15 protein-coding genes are annotated in these 23,858 nt (G+C 42.6%); 5 read left to right on the forward strand and 10 right to left on the reverse strand.

Annotated features, from left to right (window positions below):
- Positions 1-152 precede the first annotated feature (152 nt).
- Positions 153-1,337: an NAD(P)/FAD-dependent oxidoreductase gene (locus EVU92_RS01730; RefSeq protein WP_130049759.1), complete on the reverse strand. Its 1,185-nt coding sequence runs from the start codon at positions 1,335-1,337 to the stop codon at positions 153-155.
- A gap of 323 nt (positions 1,338-1,660) precedes the next feature.
- On the opposite strand from EVU92_RS01730, the gene EVU92_RS01735 reads away from it, so the two are divergent.
- Positions 1,661-3,796: a S8 family peptidase gene (locus EVU92_RS01735; RefSeq protein WP_130049760.1), complete on the forward strand. Its 2,136-nt coding sequence runs from the start codon at positions 1,661-1,663 to the stop codon at positions 3,794-3,796.
- Between the two features lie 88 nt (positions 3,797-3,884).
- Here the strand turns inward: EVU92_RS01735 and EVU92_RS01740 are convergent, their stop codons facing one another.
- The 5 genes from EVU92_RS01740 to prlC all read right to left on the reverse strand — a co-directional run bounded on the left by EVU92_RS01740 (position 3,885) and on the right by prlC (position 10,809).
- Positions 3,885-4,358 carry a peroxiredoxin gene (locus tag EVU92_RS01740; RefSeq protein WP_130049761.1) on the reverse strand — a complete coding sequence of 158 codons (474 nt, stop codon included), beginning with the start codon at positions 4,356-4,358 and terminating at the stop codon, positions 3,885-3,887.
- A gap of 106 nt (positions 4,359-4,464) precedes the next feature.
- Positions 4,465-6,390, reverse strand: coding sequence for a methyl-accepting chemotaxis protein (locus EVU92_RS01745; RefSeq protein ID WP_130049762.1), 1,926 nt, complete (start codon positions 6,388-6,390; stop codon positions 4,465-4,467).
- Positions 6,391-6,670: 280 nt separating this feature from the next.
- Complete coding sequence (locus EVU92_RS01750; RefSeq protein WP_130049763.1) at positions 6,671-7,426, reverse strand: class I SAM-dependent methyltransferase; 756 nt, start codon at positions 7,424-7,426, stop codon at positions 6,671-6,673.
- A gap of 43 nt (positions 7,427-7,469) precedes the next feature.
- A complete protein-coding gene (locus EVU92_RS01755; RefSeq protein ID WP_130049764.1) occupies positions 7,470-8,648 on the reverse strand; it encodes a response regulator in 1,179 nt (392 codons plus the stop codon).
- A 109-nt stretch (positions 8,649-8,757) separates the two neighbouring features.
- Positions 8,758-10,809 (reverse strand): oligopeptidase A, encoded by a 2,052-nt coding sequence (prlC, locus tag EVU92_RS01760; RefSeq protein WP_130049765.1) that lies wholly within the window; start codon positions 10,807-10,809, stop codon positions 8,758-8,760.
- A 151-nt stretch (positions 10,810-10,960) separates the two neighbouring features.
- Here prlC and gorA point away from each other — a divergent pair, with 151 nt between their 5' ends.
- From gorA to EVU92_RS01780, 4 genes are all read left to right on the forward strand, one after another.
- Positions 10,961-12,322 carry a glutathione-disulfide reductase gene (gene gorA / locus EVU92_RS01765; RefSeq protein WP_130049766.1) on the forward strand — a complete coding sequence of 454 codons (1,362 nt, stop codon included), beginning with the start codon at positions 10,961-10,963 and terminating at the stop codon, positions 12,320-12,322.
- 119 nt (positions 12,323-12,441) lie between these two features.
- Positions 12,442-13,488, forward strand: a complete 1,047-nt coding sequence (locus EVU92_RS01770) for an AraC family transcriptional regulator (protein WP_130049767.1) — start codon at positions 12,442-12,444, stop codon at positions 13,486-13,488.
- 198 nt (positions 13,489-13,686) lie between these two features.
- Positions 13,687-15,360 carry a hypothetical protein gene (locus EVU92_RS01775; protein WP_130049768.1) on the forward strand — a complete coding sequence of 558 codons (1,674 nt, stop codon included), beginning with the start codon at positions 13,687-13,689 and terminating at the stop codon, positions 15,358-15,360.
- 125 nt (positions 15,361-15,485) lie between these two features.
- Positions 15,486-16,217 carry a glutaredoxin gene (locus tag EVU92_RS01780; protein WP_130049769.1) on the forward strand — a complete coding sequence of 244 codons (732 nt, stop codon included), beginning with the start codon at positions 15,486-15,488 and terminating at the stop codon, positions 16,215-16,217.
- 54 nt (positions 16,218-16,271) lie between these two features.
- Here the strand turns inward: EVU92_RS01780 and tldD are convergent, their stop codons facing one another.
- The 4 genes from tldD to rng are packed head-to-tail and all read right to left on the reverse strand — an operon-like array spanning position 16,272 to position 23,857.
- Positions 16,272-17,711 (reverse strand): metalloprotease TldD, encoded by a 1,440-nt coding sequence (tldD, locus tag EVU92_RS01785; protein ID WP_130049770.1) that lies wholly within the window; start codon positions 17,709-17,711, stop codon positions 16,272-16,274.
- A complete protein-coding gene (locus EVU92_RS01790; protein ID WP_130049771.1) occupies positions 17,708-18,538 on the reverse strand; it encodes a carbon-nitrogen hydrolase family protein in 831 nt (276 codons plus the stop codon). The genes tldD and EVU92_RS01790 overlap by 4 nt, the downstream gene beginning before the upstream one ends.
- Entirely contained in the window at positions 18,528-22,385 is a 3,858-nt protein-coding gene (locus EVU92_RS01795) for a YhdP family protein (RefSeq protein WP_130049772.1), read from the reverse strand. Before EVU92_RS01795 ends, EVU92_RS01790 begins: the two co-directional genes overlap by 11 nt.
- Positions 22,385-23,857, reverse strand: coding sequence for a ribonuclease G (gene rng / locus EVU92_RS01800; protein WP_130049773.1), 1,473 nt, complete (start codon positions 23,855-23,857; stop codon positions 22,385-22,387). Before rng ends, EVU92_RS01795 begins: the two co-directional genes overlap by 1 nt.
- Position 23,858 lies beyond the last annotated feature (1 nt).

A 23,858-nucleotide genomic window follows, 5' to 3' on the forward strand; every position in this document is an offset into this window, starting at 1 on the left:
TTAAGGCCGTCATATGGCGTTATAAAAAAACGCTAAAGCCCGACCTCCAAACAAGTGCTAACCTAGCACCTAGTTCCTAGAGCCTAGCTCCTATCTCCTGGCTCCTAGCCAGTAATGTCTTTCCCCTAGCAACTAGCAGCTAGTAACTTAGCTCAACAATACTGCCCTGCTGCAAAGCCGCAGCTCCAAGCATATTGGAAGTTATAGCCGCCTAACCAGCCAGTGACATCGGTGACTTCGCCGATGAAATAAAGGCCCGGTGACTTTTTCGCTTCGAAGGTTTTTGAGCTTAACTCGTCGGTGTCTACACCGCCAAGCGTTACTTCGGCTGTTCTATAACCCTCTGTGCCGTTAGGTTTAATTTGCCAATTATGAACGTAGTCATGTAACGCGTCGATTTGCGCATGGCTTAGCTGGTTTACATTGCAATCTGGAATAGCCTTGGTGTCGTGCAGCATTTCAACAAAACGTTTTGGTAAAATTGTCGCAAGAGTATTTTTTAGTGACTTTTGCCCTTGGCTTTGACGCCACTGCTCAAGCTGCTGTTTTAAATCGAGCTCGGGTAACAAGTTGATGTACACAGTTTGCCCTGCACGCCAAAAAGAGCTGATTTGCAAAATCGCTGGGCCCGAAAGGCCACGGTGAGTAAACAGGATGTTCTCTTTGAACTGGGTGCCATCTTCACTGCTAACCAGACAAGGAATACTGATCCCCGATAAACCTTCAAAGCGATCTTTATCGTGCTGGTGCAAAGTAAATGGCACTAATGCCGCCATGGTTGGTAACACTGTTAAACCAAATTGATCTGCAATTTTATAACCAATTGGTGATGCACCGAGCTTAGGCATGGTTAACCCACCGGATGCAACAACTAACGACTCGCATTGATAGCTGTCTTGCTCGGTAATAACTTCATAACCAGCATCTGTTTTGGTCACACTGAGTACTTCGTTACGCAGCGCTATGTTAACTCCCGCCCACTCGCACTCAGTTAAAAGAATATCGACGATATCTTGTGCGCTGTTATCGCAGAATAACTGGCCCAGCGTTTTATGGTGATAAGCCAAACCGTGACGGTCCACCAGCTCAATAAAGTCATGTTGGGTATAACGGCTTAAACACGATTTTACAAAGTGAGGATTGCCACACAAGTAATTGTCTGGGCTTGCGTTTTCATTGGTGAAGTTACAACGACCACCGCCGCTGATTAATATTTTACGGCCCGGCTTTTTGCCCATATCAAGCACAGTAACATTGCGACCACGGTAGCCTGCTTGTGCAGCACACATCAAACCTGCGGCACCGGCGCCAATCACAATTACGTCTACTTGGGTCATTACTCATACTCACTAAAAAAATTTAGCTGATTATAACAAGTTATTTTCGCTGCTGTGTTAACAGTACGGTGTTTTTACAAAAAAGATAAAACCAAAAAACGAAATAAAGTAAAAACTCAAAACTAAAAATTTATAACTTTATTATGAGAAAAGTATTAAAAAACACCATAAAAAGACTGATTTAGACGTCTATACATTCGGTTATAACCAAAATAGAGACAACCATAATAAAACGATATTTTAACTAAATTTACATTTATTTTACCTTTGTCCCCCTTCGCGAAAAATACCGTGAAGATTTACATAACAATCTAGGGATCATTATGACAACTAACAACAACTTGAAGAAGTGCGCAATTGCACTGAGCTTGACTGCGTTGTTTGGGACAACAGCAGCAATGGCTACTCCAAACCAACTTATGTCGCCATCTATGCAGGAAACTGCAGCAAAATTACAAGGTCAAGAAGGCTTTGGTACGCAATTCATCATCAAATATAAAAATAACAATGATGAAATGATGACTATGTCGGCAGCAGAACAATCGCCAACTATGATGAACAAAAAAGCAAAAGGCTTTGTTAAAAACTTCACAAGTAAGAAAGGTAAAGTAAAAGCACAATATGTTCGTGCAATGGCGATGAATAATCACCACGTAATGCGTGCTGATAAAAAACTTTCTGCTCAAGAAGCACAAGAGTTCATGCAAGAGGTGCTTGCAACAGGTAATGTTGAATACATCGAAATTGACCAAATGTTAAAGCCATTTGCAACGCCTAACGACCCTCGTTATGACGACCAATGGCACTACTACGAGCAAGCAGGTGGTTTAAACCTTCCTACAGCTTGGGATACAGCAACAGGTAGCGGTGTGGTAGTTGCGGTACTTGATACAGGTTACCGTCCTCATATTGATCTAAACGCAAACATCCTTCAGGGCTATGACATGATCTCTAACGTGTCTGTAGCAAACGATGGGGGCGGTCGTGATAGCGATGCTCGCGATCCAGGTGATGCAATCAGTGCTAACGAGTGTGGTTACACACACGGTGCTCAAGACTCTAGCTGGCACGGTACGCACGTTGCCGGTACAGTTGCAGCTGTTACTAACAACGGTGAAGGTGTTGCAGGTGTTGCTTACGATGCGAAAGTAGTTCCTGTTCGTGTACTTGGTAAATGTGGTGGTTTAACATCTGATATAGCTGACGGTATTATCTGGGCTTCAGGTGGTTCCGTTTCTGGTGTACCAGCAAATGCTAATCCTGCTGATGTTATTAACATGAGTTTAGGCGGTAGCGGCTCATGTAGCTCTACAACACAAAATGCAATTAACCAAGCCCGTAACAACGGCACTGTAGTCGTTATCGCAGCAGGTAATGACAACGATAACTCTGCAAACTACAACCCAGGTAACTGTAATGGCGTAGTAAACGTTGCATCAGTAGGTCGTAACGGTGGTCGTGCATACTACTCAAACTACGGTAGCAACATTGATGTTGCAGCACCGGGTGGCGCACAAAGCTTTGCTAATGATTCTGAAGGTGTGTTATCAACTCACAACTCAGGCTCAACAGGCCCAAGCAGCGATTCATACCACTACTCGCAAGGTACATCGATGGCAGCACCACATGTTGCGGGTGTCGCTGCGCTAATCAAGCAAGCTAAACCTTCAGCAACGCCTGATGAAATCGAAAACATTTTAAAATCAACAACCCGTTCTTTCCCAGCAACATGTACTAGCTGTGGGACAGGTATTGTGGATGCGGCAGCAGCAGTTGCAGCGGCATCAGGTACAACTCCGCCACCACCAACGGGGAATGTGTTAGAAGATGGTCAAGCACTAACAGGTTTAAGTGGCTCTGCTAGCAGCCAAACTTTCTACACAATGGAAGTTCCAACAGGTGCGACTAACGTAACTTTCACTATGAGTGGCGGTACAGGTGATGCTGACCTTTACGTTCGTGCAGGTAGCGCACCAACAACGTCAACCTATGATTGTCGTCCATACAAAGGCGGTAACAATGAAGTATGTTCTATCGATAACCCAACAGCAGGTACTTACCATGTAATGCTGAATGGTTATTCTGCCTACTCAGGTGTTAGCTTAGTGGGTGATTTAACTGTATCAGGCGGAGGTTCAGGCTCAGGTTCACCACAAGCAGGTGGCGGCACAGTGACTGATATCTCGGCAAGTGCAGGTCAGTGGAAACATTACACATTAGAAGTACCAGCAGGTATGGCAAGCTTCACAGTAACGACTTCTGGTGGCTCGGGTGATGCTGACTTATTCGTTAAGTTTGGTAGCCAACCAACGACATCAAGCTATGACTGTCGTCCGTACAAAAACGGTAACGCAGAAACATGTACATTCAGTAACCCACAAGCAGGTACTTGGCACTTAAGCTTAAATGCTTACAAGACTTTCTCTGGTGTGACATTGGATGCACAGTATCAACCTTAATAGTTGATCTCCCCAGTTCCCCCCTGGGACTTTCAGCCGGACTTACGTCCGGCTTTTTTGTATTTACTTAATTAAGCACGAATTGCTATTAAAGTTTTTCTAGCACAGCTTCAGCGCGGCTCACAACAAACTCTTTATCTTGTTCAACAAAAAGCCCTGTTACTATTTGGTTTTCAACGATCATCGCGTAACGCTTTGAGCGCACACCACCAAAACTTGCCGTATCTTTATCTAAACCAAGTGCTTTAGTAAAGCTGGCATCACCATCAGCCAACATACGAATGTGCTCAGCATTGTGCGCTTCACCCCATGCTTTCATTACAAATGCATCGTTTACCGATACACAGTAAATTGCATCAACGCCTTTGGCAGTAATTTTATCAGCTAAGGTGATAAATTCAGGTAAGTGAGCATTAGAACAGGTTGGTGTAAATGCGCCAGGCACGGCAAATAACACCACTTTTTTATCTGCAAATAATGCCTCTGTTGATAAGGTTTGCATACCTTCGCTAGTTAATTCGCTAAGGGTTGCTGCAGGTAGAGTTTGGCCTTGTTCGATCATCGTGATTCCTTGAAAGAAAATAAGAGTACAGAGTATATACCCAAAAAATTGAATACCGCATGATTTAAGGGCAAACAGTGTAAACCATTGCTCGCCCTTTGAAGAGTTATAAACCTAAGCTGGTTTTAATGGTGTGCATTTGCTCTTGTAGGCGATGCTGAATATCACTAACCAATGAGTTCGACTCGCTTACCTGCCCTTTCATGCTCTGCATTGATTGGCTAAAGTTTTCGAGTAAGGCATTTTGTTGCTTTGCCAGCTCCATGGCATCAAACGCGACTTTATTAGCATCTTGCGCGTTATCGGCAACACCTTCTGAGTTACGTTTAAGCTCTTGAGCATTTTGTGTTTGCAGCTCGGCATCATTAGCCAACGCACTAATTTGCTCTGATACCATGGTTGAATTTTCACTTAAGCGGTTTAGCTGACTATTAATATCATCAAGCGAACCTTGTGTTTGTCTGGCAAGTTTTCGGACTTCGTCCGCTACAACCGCAAAACCTCGACCATGTTCACCGGCACGAGCCGACTCAATCGCTGCATTCAGTGCCAATAGATTTGTTTGTTCAGCAATGTTTTTGATCACCTCAATAACTTGGCCAACGTCATCAACCCCTTTTAATAGCTCTTTTAAGCTATCAAGACCTTGCTCAACGCGCTCTTCAGTGCGAGAGCTTGCGGTTAACATGCTGTCGGCAAAGCCTAAGCTCTGCTCCATCGCACCAAAAGTTTGTTTGGCGTTATCAGCAACTTGACCATTAATATTATTGACCTGCTCACCAATGTGTTGAATATCAGAAAGTAAACCTTGGTTTTGTTCAACCTGAGAATGACTGGCATCTGTTTGCTGAGCAATGGTATGTAAGTGCTCGCTCATCTCTAGCATAAAGTCATTAATAACCTTCAGCATTTGTGCTCGTTCTTCTGCCTCACCACGCTGACGCTCAATCAGTTGATTAAAGTAATGGGCAATTTCACCTATTTCAGTTTTCGGGTTTTTACTCTCGATGTTTTTAAGCTCATTACTTTCAATTAAGAAAGCAAAACCATCACGTAATTGGCGCAATGGGTTAAGCACTTGGTTACGCTGTACAAAGTAAACACCCGCCGCTAAAACCACCAGCATGCTAATAGCCACACAGAACACGATAAACACTTGTTGCTTAAGATTACTTTGTTCATCTTTTAACTGTTGCTCAGCACCAAGCACCGTCGCAGATAGGGCTTCAATCTGTTCTCGAAGTGCTTGCATGCCAGTTTGACGTTGCTCAGCTTGCTCAAGAGTGGATGCTAAATCACGTGGGAAACGTTTAGGCCAGCTACTTAGTTCAGCTTTAATATCACCGGCTAAGTCTTCAGCTTCTTCACCAAAAAACAAAGCGTCTTCATCCACTTCGCTCATAACACCTAGGTTTTCAAGTCTATCGATTTTAGCAGCAAGGTCATTTAGGTTTTCAACACTTTGATTGAGGCTATTTTTAGTGTCTTGATCATAGTTAAGCACTAACTTGTATGTATACAAAGCGAGTGATGTAACTTCGCTGTAGTAGTCAGCAGCAAGTTGATAATACTCAAGTGCAAGCACTGTTTGCGGCTCGGCTTTGCTTGCATAGCCAATTAACGATGAGGCCGAACCTGCCATTTGCCTTAACGAGTTATCGAGCAGCGCCATTTCGTTACCCGATAGCTTACCTAAAGCACGATACTTACCATTAATGTCTTTATCGAGCGCCGTCAGTTGGCTATTTAGTTGGCCCGCCAAGTCATTAGGTAGCTCAGTTAAATGCTGCTTTTTAACATCGCTTATTAGCGTTGAGGCTTTATTTAAGTGTTGGCTGTCACCTTGCTCTAAATAATCATCAAGGTAACTTTTTAAATCAATAATGATGGTGTTTTTAAGCTTATTATAAGCGTTATCTTGCTGCTCTAAACCGAGTAAAGTTTGACTAGCCCAGAACAGGGTTGCTGCCAGTAAAATACTAGCGAGAGTGAGTAAAACGGCCAATAGCCGAGTAAATGATGACACGCGCATAAACGATATTCCCAAGTAACGTTACGCGCGTAGAATATTAACCTTTTATGACAATTTGATGTAAACCGTAAAAAATAACAGGTAAAAGCGAGAGCAACTAACCCAAAAGGGTTACATAAATACCAATTCGCTTAATTAAGGTGTCTATTTTGAGGCAATAAAACCTCGTCGATAACAAGGCAAAAATTTCGTTATTAAGTTGCTCTTAATGAAAAATTTTTAACGCTGGTAGCGGTAGGTTTAATCCCTCAAAATGATTAAGTATTACTGCGGATTGGTATCAGACCATTGCAGCTTTTACGTATACATCAAAGCGGTTCTTCTTAGTTTTGATTTGCATACTCGGGGTTTTATCATTTAGAAATGGGGCGTAATCAGGGCGCTTCACAACGACTCGCTTACTAGCAAGCGGATAAGCAAATTCTAATAGATCATCGGCATCGTTATCTCCGCCCACAAGCTCTTGGAATACTCGCATTTCTTTTTTAACGAGGGCTGATTTTTCACGATGAGGAAACATAGGATCTAAGTACACGACATCTGGTGTATCACTACACTGCGCCAGTAAAGTATGGCTTGAGCCAAACACTAGGCTCATGTTTTCTTTCATCCAAGGACCAATTTCAGCATCGTTATAGGCGCGTTCTAGGCCGTCAAATAATAGTGCAGCTACAACTGGGTGGCGCTCATGCAAAATCACTTTACAGCCTAGTGATGCCAGTACAAAGCCATCGCGGCCAAGGCCTGCAGTGGCATCAAGCACCACTGGCGTGGCACCTTTGTTTAACCCTACAGCCTTTGCAATTGCTTGCCCTTTACCACCACCAAACTTACGGCGATGGGCGGCAGCACCGGTTACAAAATCAACATGGATAGCACCAAGTTTTGGCTCGTCCTTTTTCTTTAAGCTGAGACCCTGATCGTCATAATGAAGCGAAAAGCCAACATTCTGCTCAGCCCACTTAGCCAAACCAAAACGCTGTTCGATAGCATCTAAATAAGGACGCATTTCTTTAAAAGGACAATGAATTACCACGCAAAACTCCGAGCTAAATTATTCGGCGCCAGTATAGCATGGCTTAAAATAGCTCGATATCCGTTTGTGAAGTGACATCTTCGGTATCACTCGGCTCAGCCATTTTTTGTAAGCTAGCTAAAAGCTCACTACGCGATTCGATAATATGCTTTAGCTGAAACTTTATAAACGCTAAGTCTTCATTCAGTGAGGTAAATATCAGCTGAGTTTGTTTTAATTGCTGCAAGTGAAATGCGACTTCGTCGCTGCCCGATAAACCACTTTGCTCAATAGACTTGTTTAGCTCATCAAGTTGGGCGGCAAATTTCTCTACAGCATGTTCGCGCGAATCACTGTTTTGGTACATTTGATCAGATAACTCATTAAACGAGTTACCTATTTGCTGCGCCTGAGTCAGTGCCCGCTCATTGTTTTCCATGTCTTGTACTTTAGCGTTAGTCACTTCAAGAATATGCGGAAATAAATCTTTATAACGGCCATAAAGCTGGGCATCATCAAGTGGCATGTTTTTAACCAGCATCGACACTTTAGGGTAATTAATAATTGTGCGATGGCTAAAGTCAACAAAGCGATTTGCATCACGGTGTTTTTCGAGTAGCTCTTGCTCTAGTGGACACACTCCGCCCTCAGCACTACAAAACACACCAATATCTTGATACCAAAACGCCAGCACTACATCGAGCTCCATCGGATTAAAAAACTCAAACATATGCTCAGATAACGCTTTGATATCGTGTGCATGATAGCTCTGCCCAACGTAGCGCATTATACGACCCATATCGCCTGAATCTGTCATCGCGATTTCGGCAGTGATTTGCGCTCGCTCTACATCACTTTTAAGCTTTTTAGAGTGCTGACGATATTGATATAACACGCGAATACGTGCCATGAGCTCTTCAGCATTAAATGGTTTTACAATGTAATCAGCTGCACCTGCGTTATAACCTTTTACACGGTCAGGTAAATCAGCTTTACCCGACAAAAACATCACAGGCGTGTCTTTTGTTTGCGGGTTGGCTTTTAATTCGTTACATACCTCAAAGCCCGTTTTACCCGGCATTTCGATATCAAGTAAGATGATGTCAGGGTTGTACTTTAACGCCTGTCTTAATCCTTCGTCACCATTTTTAGCATGGATCAGTGTGCAAAAGCCCGATAGCGATTCCTCAATCACATGATGGATATATTTATCATCATCAATGGCTAATACCAGTTTTGACATGCTTAATTCCTATAAACTCTTTTTTAAGAAGAATAGTACGAGAGCGTAATTTTGCGAAGAAATATTAATAAAAAAAGCGCCTTACGGCGCTTTAAATCAACAAAAATTATTATGCAGCAATGCCGCTATGTCTCAGTAGTGCATCGACTTGCGGTTCGCGTCCTCGGAACTTCTTAAATAACTCCATAGGCTCTTCACTACCCCCTTTCTCTAAAATGTTCTTTAAGAAAGCTTCGCCCGTTGCAGGGTTAAAGATACCTTCTTCTTCAAACTTAGAAAACGCATCAGCCGAGAGCACTTCAGCCCACTTATAAGAGTAATAACCTGCGCTATAACCACCGGCAAAAATATGGCTAAAGCCATGCTGAAAACGGTTAAACGCTGGCGCTTTAACAACAGCAGTTTTACTGCGCACCTCGTCAAGTGTTGCTTGAATATTACATGGCTCACCCGCTTTGTAAGTATGGTGAATAGTAAAGTCAAACAACGAGAACTCTAGCTGACGCAGCATTTGCATACCTGATTGGAAGTTCTTCGCCGCAAGGAGTTTATCTAATAACTCTTTTGGTAACGGCTCCCCTGTTTCATAGTGACCCGAAATAAAGCTCAGCGCTTCTTCTTCGTAACACCAGTTTTCAAGGAACTGACTTGGTAACTCAACCGCATCCCATGCAACACCGTTAATACCTGCAACCGGCGCAGCATCAACTTGCGTCAACATATGGTGAATACCATGACCAAACTCATGGAATAAAGTTGTCACTTCATTATGAGTAAACAAGGCGGGCTTATCACCCACTGCTTTATTAAAGTTACACACTAAGTAGGCAACAGGGGTTTGTAATTCGCCGTTAGCACGTACTTTACGACCCATGCAGTCATCCATCCACGCACCTCCGCGTTTGCGATCGCGGGCGTATAAATCAAGATAAAAGCGACCACGTAAGGTATTGCTGCTGTCGTAAATTTCGAAGAAACGTACATCAGGGTGATAAGTATCAAACTCTGTTACTTCTTTAACACTAATGCCAAATAAACGATTTACTGTAGTGAATAAGCCACTTAATACTTTATTGGCTGGGAAATATGGGCGCAGTACTTCATCAGAAATCGCATACTTCTCTTGCTTAAGTTTTTCGCCATAATAAGCGTAGTCCCATGCAGCAAGTTCCGTCACACCGTGCTTGTCTTTTGCATAAGCTGTTAGCTCAGCAAGCTCTTGCTCAGCTTGCGGTTTTGACTTATCAGCTAAATCTTCTAAGAATGAGAAAACTTGCTCAGGCGTTTCTGCCATTTTAGTTGCCAGTGACATGTCAGCGTAGCTGCTAAAGCCAAGTAACTCGGCAAGCTCATGACGCAGTGCAAGCTCTTCGCTCATAATGGCAGAGTTATCAAATTCACCAGCATTAGGGCCTTGATCAGAGGCACGGGTCACAAACGCAGTGTAAAACTCTTCACGTAACTCGCGGTTATCTGCGTAGGTCATAATAGGTAAGTAAGATGGAAAGTCTAAAGTAAACACCCAACCTTCTAGCTCTTTACTTTGTGCGGTATCAGCACCAAGTGCTAAAGCAGACTCAGGTAAGCCAGCCAGTTCACTTTCATCAGTAATGTGTTTTTGCCAAGCAAGTGTAGCATCCATAACATTGTTGCCAAACTTAGAAGCCAGCTCAGATAAACGCGCACTGATTTCGCCATAACGTTTTTGTTGTTCAGGTTTTAAAGCAATCCCAGAGAGCTCAAAATCACGTAATGCATTAGTAATGGTTTTTTGTTGGGCAATCGTTAATAATTTAAATTCATCGCTATTATGAAGTGTGTTGTAAGCATCGTACAGACCTTGGTGCTGACCAACAAACGTTGAATACTCAGATAACAATGGCAAACATTGCTCATAGGCTTCACGTAACTCATCACTGTTAACGACTGAGTTCATGTGTGATACCGGTGAAAATAGGCGTGATAACTTGTCATCAGCTTCCTCAAGCGGAAGTACTAAATCATTCCATGTGTATGATTTGGTTGCCAGTACCTCATCGATTTTAGCGCGGCACTCAGCAATTGCCGCTTTTACTGCTGGCACTACGTGTACAGGTTCTATTTTAGAAAACGGCGGAAGCCCTTCTAAACCAATGAGTGGGTTATTTTCTGCAATTGTCATTTTTGTTCTCAAATTTTATGCGAAGATGATTTTGAAGTTGGGGCGAATTGATGAAATACAAGGGGCTTAACCTTGGTCTTTATTATGCTATTATCAAGTTATTACTAAATCGATTAATTAATAAAAAATTATCTATTTTTGAGGACAAACTATGGCTCAGCATTTTGATTACATTGCAATTGGTGGTGGTAGTGGCGGTATTGCCTCTGCAAACCGTGCAGCAATGCGTGGCGCAAAAGTCGCTCTTATTGAAGCAAAACACATGGGTGGCACTTGTGTAAATGTCGGTTGTGTTCCAAAGAAAGTTATGTGGCACGGCGCACAAATCGCTGAAGCTATTAACGCATATGCACCTGATTACGGCTTTGATGTTGAGTTAAAAGGTTTTAGCTGGGCTAAATTAGTTGAAAGCCGCGAAGCGTATATTGGTCGTATTCACCAAGGTTACAACAAGTACTTATCTAGCAATGGTGTGACTGTGATCAATGGCTTTGCTAAGTTTGTTAATAACAAAACAGTTGAAGTTGACGGTGAACTTTACACCGCAGATCATATCCTTGTTGCTGTTGGTGGTCGTCCTACTATTCCTAACATCCCTGGCGCTGAGCTTGGTATTGATTCTAACGGCTTCTTCGAGCTAGACGCACAACCTAAACGTGTTGCTGTGGTTGGTGCAGGTTACATTGCCGTTGAAATCGCTGGTGTACTTCATAGCCTTGGCACAGAAACCCACCTGTTTGTTCGTAAAAACAAACCACTACGTACTTTTGACCCGTACATTATTGATACGCTTGTCGATATCATGGCAAAAGAAGGCCCTACGCTTCACACTGATTGCACTCCAAAAGAAGTAATTAAAGAAAGCGATGGTAGCTTAACAATTCACTTTGAAAATGGTCACAGCCAAAACGTTGATGAAGTTATTTGGGCAATTGGCCGTACACCAACAACTGACAAGATCAACCTTGCAGCAGCAGGTGTTGAAGTGAACGAAAGCGGTTACGTAAAAGTAGACGAATTCCAAAACACCACCGCTGAAAACGTCTATGCAGTAGGTGATATCATCGAAAACGGTATTGAACTTACGCCAGTAGCCGTTAAAGCAGGTCGTATTTTATCAGAGCGCTTATTTAATAAAGAATTACCTGACGATTTAAAAATGGACTACGAGCTAGTACCGACTGTGGTATTCAGCCACCCGCCTATTGGCACGATTGGTTTAACAGAACAAGAAGCGATTTCGCAATATGGTGCTGAAAACGTAAAGGTTTATAAATCAAGCTTTGCAGCAATGTACACAGCGGTTACTCAGCACCGCCAAGCTTGTAACATGATGCTGGTGTGTGCTGGAGAAGACGAAAAAGTTGTTGGCTTACACGGCATTGGCTTCACAGTTGATGAAATGATCCAAGGTTTTGCGGTTGCCATGAAAATGGGCGCAACAAAAGCAGACTTTGATGCTGTTGTGGCTATTCACCCAACAGGCTCAGAAGAGTTTGTGACGATGAGATAAGATTAGCTTTAAGCTAAATTAAAACCTTGTGGTGCTGCCACAAGGTTTTTTTATGCCTATGATTACAAAGTGATGATGAGTTGTTAAACTCAGTTAAAAGAATAAGAACGTAAACTACTTTGCAATCAATCACTTTATTCCCTGTACACCTTGTACAGAGTATCTTTCTGTTCCAAATGTTATTTGGTGCATTATTAATTAATAGCCAAAAACAAAGTCGTTCCTTGGTGCTGCTATTTGTATTTCAAGGCTGTGTATGCGCCTTTAACCTGTTAGAAGGGTTAGGCCTTTCTGATTACCTAATCACACCGGCATTTACATTACTGTATGGGCCTATGATTTACTTTTTTACCTTGTCGATTACAGGTAAGCAGCCCTTTATAACATCACACTACGCGGTTCACTTAATTCCTGCGGCTATTTCCTTGGCCTTTACCCACTACACGCAGGAGATCATTTTACTCGGTTCGCTCAGTCAACTTGGCTACTTCTACTTTGCTTATGGCACTTTAAAGGGCTACCACAAACAACTTATGCATGCGCGCTCAGATGCTGAGAGCCTTAAATTAAAGTGGCTGATCAAAGCATTATTTATTTTTGCCATTATTGTCGTATTCGATTTGCTGCGTATGAATGTGCAACCAATCACGCCGCTCGATTTAAAGATGCACTGGTATTTATTAAACGAAATACTGTTACTGCTAATGTTTAGCTTTTTGTTGTTTCACACCATCAAAAATAGCTTTCAATTCGAGCCAGTCACATTGCCTGAAGAACCCGAAGCTGAACAAACTGATTCGTCTGACGAGCAACTTGCGCAGCAAATTTTCTCAACCATTGATAACTTGATTATTCATGAATCGCTTTATCGACAACCTAGGTTGTCATTAAACGACTTAGCAAATCAAACTGGGCTCGGTAGTAAAGAAATATCTTGGGCTATTAACAGCACAACGGGGAACAACTTTTGTGAGTACATCAACCAGCATAGAGTGAATGATGTTAAACGCGAAATAGAGCAAGGCTCATCTCAAAAACTCAGCCTGATAGAACTGGCATTTCAAGCTGGCTTTAATTCTAAATCGACTTTTAATGCGGTGTTTAAAAAAGAAACGGGATTAACGCCGAGTCAATTTAAGAAGCAAACACTAAAAACCTGCTCATAAAACAGACAAAAAACGTCCTAAATCCTGTTTTAGGACGCTTTTTTACAGCTCTAACGCTAATTTAAACAAAAAACAGCTTTGAGACTCCAGATGTACAAGTCCTATTTTTTACTACTAACATTGTGCCTATTAATAAACTTTTCGAGCTTTGCTTTAGCAACGAATCACTCTTTAGAGGTAACGAATCAAGCCTTAAAAGTGCAACCAAGTCGCGTTGGTGCAAGCGACCCAATCGCTTACTTTCAATCGAAAACAGCAGCAATAGAATTTGCTAAACAACAAAACTGGGCTCTGGTGAATAAACTCACAAAACAGCTCATTAATGAATATCAAAATGATGGCGATACTTGGTATTTACTTGGTCTCAGTTATTTTCAATTGGCTGATTATCAAAATGCCAGCAATGCTTTGCAACGCGCACTTGCAATTGGGACTAGCTTAAAAGGCATTCCTAATGGGGCCAGTAACCCTAACGATTTAATGGTGAAAATTGCAGAGGCATACGCAGAGCTTAACAACCAACAGCAAGCAGAATATTGGCTTAAAAAAGCACTGGCAGCAAGATGGGATGACCGCCCAACACTTGCTGGCACCAGCTTATTTAAATCTGGTACTAACCCTCACTTTGAACGCTTTGCGCAATCAGCCAGTTACAAATCACTTGCAGGTAATGATTTAGATACTGAGCTCAATCGAGATCAAAAATGGCGCGCCGATTTAGCGTTTTTAGTTGCAGAGATTAAACGTTTACACGTGGCAATGTATCAAAACATGAGCTCACAACAGTTTGCAGAAAAAGTAGCTGAGATTGATAAATCGATTCCTGATCTGACTGATCAGCAAATTGTTTTTCAGTTTATGGAGCTAATTGCGTTACTTGGCAATGGTCATAATCTATTGATCCCAGCATGGGGTGAAAAAGGCAACTTTCAGCAACTACCATTTCAGTTTTATCAATTTAGTGACGGCTTATACATCACCAAAGCAAGTAGCGATTACCAGCAATATGTTGGCCATAAAGTTGAGGCATTTGCCGATACACCAGCCCAGCAAGCTCTTGAGTTAACTAAACGTGTTAATGCTCGCGATAATGAAATGCAAACCCTTTGGCTGGGACCATATTATTTAAGTTTGCTTGATGTACTAAACGGGCTTGGCATTAGCAAAGGTAACGAGGTAACGCTCACCCTCAGCTCGCCAAAAGGCGCTCTCACCACAGTTACACCAGCGCTCAAGTCAATGCAATTTGCAGGTTTTCCTAAGTTACCAAAACTTGCTGAACACCCTACGCTTAGATACTTAGCGAAAAACAACACACCGTTTTGGAGCGAACAAATAAAAGCGAATAAATTACTGTATGTACAATTCAATGATGTACGTAATAGCAAAGATCTCACCCTTGCTGAATTTGCTATGCAGCTACAAGCACAAATCAAACACGATGACATTGAGCATATGGTGCTAGACCTTCGCCATAACAGTGGTGGTAATGGCTCGCTCACCCCACCTTTGGTAGCAACGGCCGCATTTTTTAAAGTATTAAAGCCACAAGGAAAGTTATTTATATTAATTGGCCGCAATACATTTTCGGCAGGCCATGATCTAGCAGTTAAGATTACCAATATAGTGCCAGCAATTTTTGTAGGTGAACCATCAGGCACCCGCCCTAACGTGGCAGGTGAAGCAGGCTGGTTTAACCTACCATACAGTAAACAAACAGGCCTTATTTCGAGCCAGTTCCACCAGCAAAGCCGAGCTGAAGACCATCGTATTTGGTTGGCGCCCGATATGCCAATTACGCTTTCTGCAAAAGACTACTTTGCAGGTGTAGACCCAGTAATGGATGCTGTTTTAACCATAACCAAGCAATAAACAGTGCTGGCACAAACCTTGTAACTGTTAATAAAGTAACCAGTTATAGCAACAATTTGCCCTTGTTTACTGTGTAATTAAGCAACTTTTACGCAGTACTCAAGGCATTTTTACAAGGAGGCACTGTGTCTAAGTCTGCAATTTTATACCGCATGGTGACCGATGAGCATATTTGCCCGTTCGGTTTAAAATCAAAAGATTTATTAGAGCGACATGGTTACGATGTTGACGATCGTCACTTAACCAGCCGTGAGCAAACTGACGCATTCAAACAGCAGCATGATGTAAAAACCACACCACAAACCTTTATCAATGATAAACGCATTGGTGGTTACGATGATTTGCGCGACTTTTTTAATCTACCTAAGGCTGTCCAACAGGGCACCAGTTACACGCCTGTATTAGCCATTTTTGCGGTCGCTATGCTACTCAGCTGCGGTTTTACTTATGCCAGCGGTGAGGCTTTATTCTCTTTGCAAAACCTGATGCTGTTCGTTGCAGTATCAATGGCGGTATTAGCGATACAAAAGCTACAAGACTTATACAGCTTTTCTAACTCATTTATTACCTATGACTTACTAGCGATGCGTATTGTGCCCTACGCTTATGTATACCCGTTTATTGAGGCGTATGTAGCGATAGGTATGGTAGCTGAATTACCTGCCTTAGCTGTTGCCCCATTTTCATTATTTATTGGTGGTATAGGTGCAGTATCGGTTATTAAGGCTGTGTATATCGATAAACGAGATCTGAAATGCGCCTGTGTTGGTGGCGACAGTAATGTGCCGCTCGGCTTTATCTCACTGAGTGAGAACTTATTTATGATAGCCGCGGGTATATGGATGCTAGTAAGCTAATACAAAAACGCGAGGGATTACCCTCGCGTTCATTATAACTATAATGAGGGAATATTAAGCCGTACCACCCACCGTTAAGTTATCAATTTTAAGGCTTGGTTGACCTACCCCAACAGGTACGCTTTGGCCATCTTTACCGCACACGCCAACGCCTTTATCAAGTGCTAGATCGTTCCCTACCATTGAGATCTGCTGCATCACTTCTGGGCCATTACCAATTAGTGTGGCACCTTTGATAGGTTGCGTGATTTTACCGTTTTCAATTAAGTAGGCTTCAGAGGCGCTAAATACAAATTTACCTGACGTGATATCCACTTGGCCGCCACCAAAATTAGGCGCGAAGATACCCTTTTTCACCGAGCTGATAATATCGGCTTGGCTGTGCTCTCCACCTAACATATAAGTGTTGGTCATACGTGGCATAGGTAAATGAGCGTACGATTCACGGCGCGCATTACCGGTAGGGTTAACCCCCATCAAACGCGCATTTAGCTTATCTTGCATGTAGCCTTTTAGAATACCGTTTTCAATAAGCACGTTATACGCAGCAGGAGTGCCTTCGTCATCTACGTTCAATGAGCCTCGGCGATCAGCAATGGTGCCATCATCCACGACTGTACACAGCTCAGATGCAACCTTTTGACCTACCTTACCGCTAAAAGCTGATGCGCCTTTACGGTTAAAGTCACCTTCTAGGCCATGACCTACCGCTTCGTGTAGTAACACGCCCGGCCAACCTGCACCTAGTACTACTTCCATGCTACCTGCAGGTGCATCGATTGCTTCTAGGTTTACTTTCGCTTGGCGAACAGCTTCTTCCGCGTATTCCATCCAACGCGGTTTGCCATCGACTAACTCTTTAAAATAACCATAATCTAAACGAGCACCGCCCCCTGCACCACCGCGCTCACGACGACCATTTTTCTCAAGTAACACTGAACAATTTAAACGAATAAGCGGGCGAATATCGGTTGCAAAGGTGCCATCACTTGCAGCAATTAACACTTCTTCATAAACCGCCGACATTGAACTGATCACTTGCTCAGCATCAGGTGCTAATTGACGAATATAGCTTTCAAGCTCACGTAGCAGACTTACTTTGTCATCATTGCTCATGCTTTGAATAGGTTGATGCGGCGCATACTGCTCTTTAGCAGCAACATCACTGAACACCTGAATCGTTTTGTTTTCGCCTGCATTGGCAATACTACGCGCTGCGGTTGCGGCTTTATTTAACGCTTCAAGATTAATCGCATCTGAGTATGAAAAACCGGTTTTTTCACCACTAACAGCACGCACACCCACACCGCGTTCAACGTTGTAAGAACCTTCTTTCACTAAGCCATCTTCAAGCACCCAAGATTCGTGGTGACTAGATTGAAAATACAGGTCGGCATAATCAACTTGGTGTTGATGAATAAAAGCGAGCGTTTTTTCTAATTCTTCTCTCGTTAGTTGGCTGTCATGTAATAAATGCTGTTCAACCGTGTTCATAATAAATGCTCTCTAAATCGTTGCTGAGACTGCATAGGCATGTCTTGGCGAATTGTATTCAAGCGGTTTAAATCAAGCCAATGGCTGATAAACCCAGTACCAGAGGCAAGCTCACTGAGCGTTTCCCCCCATGGTGAAATAATAATGCTGTGCCCATAAGTGTGACGGCCATTCTCGTGCTCGCCCCACTGTGCTGCGGCAACCACATAACATTGTGTTTCGATTGCGCGCGCAGCTAATAAAATATGCCAATGAGCAGCGCCGGTGACTGTAGTAAAGGCACTTGGCACTAAAATGAGGTCAGCCCCTTGGCGCTGCATCGCGGTGAATAAGCCACTAAAACGTAGATCATAACATACTGCTAGGCCAATTTTACCAAATGGCGAATCAACCACCACAATATCCTCGCCCGCCTGCGTCGCATCAGACTCTCGGTAACTGCGCGTCGTGTCGGCAACATCTACATCAAATAAGTGAATTTTATTGTACTGTGCAACCACATCACCCTGGTTATTAAATAAAAACGAGGCAGCTAAATACTTACCATTTTGCTGCGAAACAGGGAGGGTACCAGCAGCTAACCAGATATCATGCTGCTTACATAAATCGGCAAGTTTCGCTTTATAAACCTCACTCTGTAGACCTAATTCATAGCTTGCTTGGCTGTGCTTACTAAAAATCAAAAAACTTTCAGGTAAACACACAAGCAATGGCCGAGTAGCAGGTAACTTGGTCAGTGTATCTGCTAGAAAAGCGAGGTTTTGCTCAGCATTCATGCTTGAGCACATTTGTACTGCGACAACCTGTGGTTGATGATTAGTCTTCATTGTTACCTAAACTCGCTGAAGATGCGGCATCTTTTAATTTTAATTGCGTCGACGACTGTGGCTGACTTTGCGCAGCTTGTGGTAACGTCACTTCACGACTCTTACGATCAAGCTCTTTCACTACAGGATCATTCATACTCCCTGTTACTTTAAAGTTGATCTCAGAGATCACTCGTGCCGAGTGAATTACTTTATCGATTGCCAGCGCTGCAAGACCACTTACAGGGTTGACCATCCATGCCACAATAACAGGAATACTTGAGGTTACCTGCGGTGCAACAGCCAGGTCGTAGTCAATTTCAAAGGTGTTTAAGTTAGTGTGGCCTTTAATCGTTAAATCGGCAGGTACACCATCAAGCTTGGTATCTTGAGTGTAAGCAATGCCCTTTTCTAGCTGCATCGTGCCTTGCATGCTGTTATAGAAAAAGCCTTTAGAGAATACATCTCTAAAATCGAGTTTCAGCTTACGCACTAACGAATCTAAACTCAGTAATGAGAATACCCGCGCACCACCATCACTAATTTCTGTAAGGTGACCTTCACCTAAACGCCAATCTAGCTCCCCCGCTAAACTGGGTACGTCAAAGTTATAAGGTGCGCCTTGCCATGCAAGATCAAACTTAATATCGGCATCAGAATCTTTTACTGTTGTTGTGATATCAAATTCATCAAATAACTCACCGATATCGTCACTTTGTAAGTTACCAGTAAAGCGTGTTTGACCATCGGCAAATTGCCCCTTACCACGCAATACATGATCGCCTTTGTCGATAACAAGCTCAGTGAACAAGAGTTTACCTTGCTCTCCTACTAAGCTGCTTTTAATTTTATCGAGTTGATATTCTGCCACTTTACAATCTTCGCAGTTAAACTCGATAGCTGGAACACGAGTTAACCATCTTAAATCTTCAGGTTCAGAAACTTGATCTGCTTGCTCTGCTACTTCGTTGAAGTTAATACGCAGATAGTCAGTAAAAATTTGAATTGGTCTGCGCGTTTCACCGGTTGGAATAAGTGCGTCGGCACGTAATTCTTTAGCATTTAACCTTAACTCTAAGTCTGATTGTTTTGGTGCTAAGCGAAATTCAAAATCATTAAAGTCGATATTATGTAATGCCAGCTTATTAAATTTACCCGTTACGTTATTGAATGCAGGCATCACACTTGGCGCGTCAGACTTCACTTTGGTGAGCGCAATAATTTGATCAATTAAGCCAAACCAAGGCACTATTTTAGTTTCTGGCAAATCGATAGATACAGCAAAACCTTCACGATTAAGACCTAAATCTTGTGCGCCTAAAATTAAATGGGCATTACTAAATTTCTGTTTACCATTATCTAAAATCGCATTAAAGAAAAGCTGCTCATCGATATTAGCAGTAATCAGATTTGAGATGCGGTCGCCTTGTACCACCGCGGTTAATGGCCAACTTTGCTCTGAACTCTTGTTATAAGGTGCCGGCAACTGGCTAGTCACACCGATTAAGTCGCCACTCACATCTGCACGATAATTGAAATCATTCGGTAAAAAATTAAGTGAAACATTAATATCAACATCGCTTTGACCGCTTAAGTAACCTGCAAGCAAACCATGGGCTTGTTCAATTAAAGGCTCAGCTTCAAGCGCCAGTTTTATATCAATTTCTGCGAGGTAGTTATCAGCCACGCTTTCGCTGTTATAACTCGCAGTGAGTGGCATCCCCATCCAGTTTGCTTTAGCATTTTTTAGGTCGATTTTATCGTTATTAAACTTAACGATACCAGTCATGTTATTAAGTGTGATCCCCGGTTGTGCAAGGTAAACCGGGATATTTGCAAGTTCAACTTCACCAATCGCATCAACATGACCAGAACGTAAATTAACTAACAGCTCAATCTCGGCGGTTGCTTCACCTTGAGGTTGCACGACTTCAAAGACACTTGCTAAAGGCTTTGCAAGCGGAGTCTCAGTAAAGAAAGGATTAAGCTTATTGCCATGGGCGCGCTTGTTTATAGCAACTTTTAGTATCTCTGCATTCATTAAATCTGCAATACTGACGTGCACACTCTCTCCGAGAGATAAATTAACTAGCTTGCCTGACTTGCTATAGATATCCATGCGCTCATTTTCAAAATGTAAAATGACGTTAGCATTTTCAACTGTAGGCCAGCTCGGTGAGAATTTATATTTGGCACTCTCAACATTCGCTAAAACTTCAAATTGACCTTGCTGCTGTTTGAATGGAAAACCTTTAAATGGCCCAGAAAACAACACTTGAGCTTTGTTTACTTCACCGCCCTTAATTGCCCCATTGAGGTAATTAACCAACTTTTCGCTCATCACAGGTAATGGGAAATAATGCCCAGCTACGTTGGCATCAGGGGCATAGGCTTCAGCATATAAATCTAAACGCGGCTCATCAGTAAGACTAAGCATCATCTCAGCTGCAAGGGTAACTTCGTCGTTATCAAGCCAGATATTATCGCTACTAATACGCCAGCCATCGTCGTAACGATGAAGGTCTAGCTCGACATTTAATTGGTTATAAGCAATATCTTGGCTAAAGCTGCCGTTCGTGAGCAGTTGATTATTCTCGCCATATAACTGAATTCGACCAGCTGATTGATTAATTAAGCCATCAACACGAATAGCTTGCCCACCAGGAATGCCTTGCAGCGATAGCCAATTAATTTGCTCACCTTGAAACCAGAACTGCCACTTATCTTGCTGACCTAATTCTAAATAGGCATCACTTAATTGACCATTGGGTTGGCGTGCTAAAAATGGTGCTAGCACCTCAAAGTTACTTAACTGCGATAACTTGGCGAGTAATGCAAAATCAAATTGTTTAAGCCAGATTTGGCTTTTATCGCCAAGTTGAGCTTCAAATTGTAAGGTCGGCCATTCTTTTAAGTCACTTTCAAACGTGAGTCCGGTGCTTTTTAAACGCCAGCCATTTTGCTTTGGAAATAAATGAAAGCCACCTTCACTTAAGCTAATTTGATGTGCTTCTTGGTTTTGCTGCCAGTTGATAAAGCTAGGTAGCCACTGCACTTTTACATCGCTGATCAGGCCTTTCTCAAGGCTAAACCACGTCTTTAAGTTGATGTCTGAATTAAGCTGCTGTTTGTCAGTATTAATATATTGCGCCAACCACTTAGACACATCGACGTTCGCTGCTTGGACATAAATATCACCAGCCATGGTTTCGAGGGTTGAGCCATTAAGTGCCATACGGGCGTCAAAGCTACCAACAGAAATCCCCGGTAACGCTAATGTTCCCGAGCCTTGATGCTGCTCTGGGGTATTTTGCCAAACAATGTTTTCAAGGATCAGCTTACGCTCTTTGCCATCACTGAGGGTAAGGTTAAGGCTACTGTCTTGCACTGCAAAGTGGCCTGTTTCACCAAGGAATAAGCCTTCAATCAGTTCTTTTTGCTCAAAGTTGCCTGCTTGCTGGTTATTACCCAAATCAAGCATTGTGGGTAAATCAACATCAGCATGAAAGCCATTGATCACAAAGTAGCTCGATTTAAGCTGACGGCTTTTCACCGACTCCCATAAGTTTACTTCAAGACTGGCTTTATCAATGGTTAGTGCGATGGGTGAGGTTTGGTTATCTTCAAACGAAATGTCTTCAATGACTAAGGCAGGACCTTTGCCCTGCCAGCTAGCCGAGATAGAACCAATCGCTAAATTAACATCAAAACGTTCATACAAAAACGCTTCAATATCATCTTTATAGTCATTCGCATAAGGGAGTGAATACTTCACAACAGAGACAATAACGGCCAGCAGTACGAGAGTGATAGCAAATACTTGCCATAACTTACGTAAACAATAAAAGCAGACCGTTTTTGCCTTCATTACATCATTACCACATCAAACTGTTCTTGGTTGTATAAACTCTCTGTTTGAATACTGACTTGCTTTCCGATAAATAGTTCCAGCTCTGCAAGATTGTGATACTCATCGTTGATCAGCGCTTCACTTACCGAAGGAGCGGCATAAACCATGAACTTATCAGCCGCATAAGCACGGTTTACCCTAACGATTTCACGTAAAATTTCGTAGCAAACTGTTTCTACCGTTTTTTGTGAACCACGACCGGAACACGCAGGACACACATCACAAAGGATATGCTCTAAGCTTTCGCGGGTACGCTTGCGGGTCATCTCTACTAAGCCTAGTGCAGATAGACCATTTATGTTGGCTTTTGCACGATCTTTTGCAAGAGCTGACTCAAGCGAGTGCAATACTCGGCGCTTGTGCTCATCACTGACCATATCGATAAAGTCGATGATAATGATGCCACCTAAGTTGCGTAACCGCAGTTGACGTGCAATCGCAGAGGTCGCTTCGATATTAGTATTAAAAATGGTTTCTTCTAAATTACGATGACCAACAAACGCACCAGTATTTACATCAACGGTTGTCATCGCTTCGGTTTGGTCAATAATTAAATAACCGCCCGATTTAAGCTCAACTTTACGGTGGAGTGCTTTTTGAATCTCGGTTTCAACATCGAATAAATCGAAAATAGGCCGCTCACCAGGATAATATTCAAGTGCTCCCGATAAGATAGGCACAAACTCTTCTGTAAACTCTTTAAGCTCCTGATAAGTGAGCTTTGAGTCAACACGAATACGCTCCATGTCTTCACCTACGTAGTCACGTAAAGTTCGAAAAGCGAGTGTTAAGTCTTCATGCAAGATGCTTTCTTTACTGATTTTTTTACGCTTAGTAACAATTTTTTGCCACAGTTTTTTTAAGAACTCAGCATCATGACGTAGCTCAGCTTCCGACGCACCTTCTGCTGCGGTACGAACAATAAAGCTGCCATCATCATCGCCATATTCAGCAACAATTTTCTTTAAGCGTAAACGTTCTTCTTCAGTTTCAATGCGCTGACTCACACCAACATGAGTCGCATCTGGCATGAACACTAAGTAACGTGAAGGAATGGTGATATCAGTTGTTAAGCGTGCACCTTTGGTTCCAAGAGGGTCTTTAACCACTTGCACCATGATATATTGACCTTGGCGCACAAGCTCACGAATATCTTGTACTTTCTTTATTGGCTGCTCATCAACGCCTTCCACAATCGAGGCACTGTTTACAATGTCCGATGCATGTAAAAAGGCAGCTTTCTCTAAGCCAATATCCACAAACGCAGCTTGCATGCCTGGTAAAACACGGCTGATTTTACCTAGGTAAATGTTACCGACAATACCTAGGTTGCCAATTCGCTCTAGTTGAATCTCTTGCAGTACGCCATTTTCGATAAGCGCAACGCGACTTTCGCTCGGTGTAACGTTGATCAGTAATTCAGTGCTCATG

The sequence above is a fragment of the Pseudoalteromonas sp. MEBiC 03485 genome (assembly GCF_004195145.1).
Classification (GTDB): Bacteria; Pseudomonadota; Gammaproteobacteria; order Enterobacterales; family Alteromonadaceae; genus Pseudoalteromonas; species Pseudoalteromonas apostichopi.

Excerpts from the sequence above, each read along its gene's own strand:
- EVU92_RS01755 (WP_130049764.1), bottom strand. The coding sequence starts at position 8,648 with ATGTCAAAACTGGTATTAGCCATTGATGATGATAAATATATCCATCAT.
- EVU92_RS01735 (WP_130049760.1), top strand. The coding sequence starts at position 1,661 with ATGACAACTAACAACAACTTGAAGAAGTGCGCAATTGCACTGAGCTTG.
- EVU92_RS01790 (WP_130049771.1), bottom strand. The coding sequence starts at position 18,538 with ATGAAGACTAATCATCAACCACAGGTTGTCGCAGTACAAATGTGCTCA.
- EVU92_RS01740 (WP_130049761.1), bottom strand. The coding sequence starts at position 4,358 with ATGATCGAACAAGGCCAAACTCTACCTGCAGCAACCCTTAGCGAATTA.
- rng (WP_130049773.1), bottom strand. The coding sequence starts at position 23,857 with ATGAGCACTGAATTACTGATCAACGTTACACCGAGCGAAAGTCGCGTT.
- EVU92_RS01795 (WP_130049772.1), bottom strand. The coding sequence starts at position 22,385 with ATGAAGGCAAAAACGGTCTGCTTTTATTGTTTACGTAAGTTATGGCAA.
- tldD (WP_130049770.1), bottom strand. The coding sequence starts at position 17,711 with ATGAACACGGTTGAACAGCATTTATTACATGACAGCCAACTAACGAGA.
- prlC (WP_130049765.1), bottom strand. The coding sequence starts at position 10,809 with ATGACAATTGCAGAAAATAACCCACTCATTGGTTTAGAAGGGCTTCCG.
- EVU92_RS01730 (WP_130049759.1), bottom strand. The coding sequence starts at position 1,337 with ATGACCCAAGTAGACGTAATTGTGATTGGCGCCGGTGCCGCAGGTTTG.
- gorA (WP_130049766.1), top strand. The coding sequence starts at position 10,961 with ATGGCTCAGCATTTTGATTACATTGCAATTGGTGGTGGTAGTGGCGGT.
- EVU92_RS01745 (WP_130049762.1), bottom strand. The coding sequence starts at position 6,390 with ATGCGCGTGTCATCATTTACTCGGCTATTGGCCGTTTTACTCACTCTC.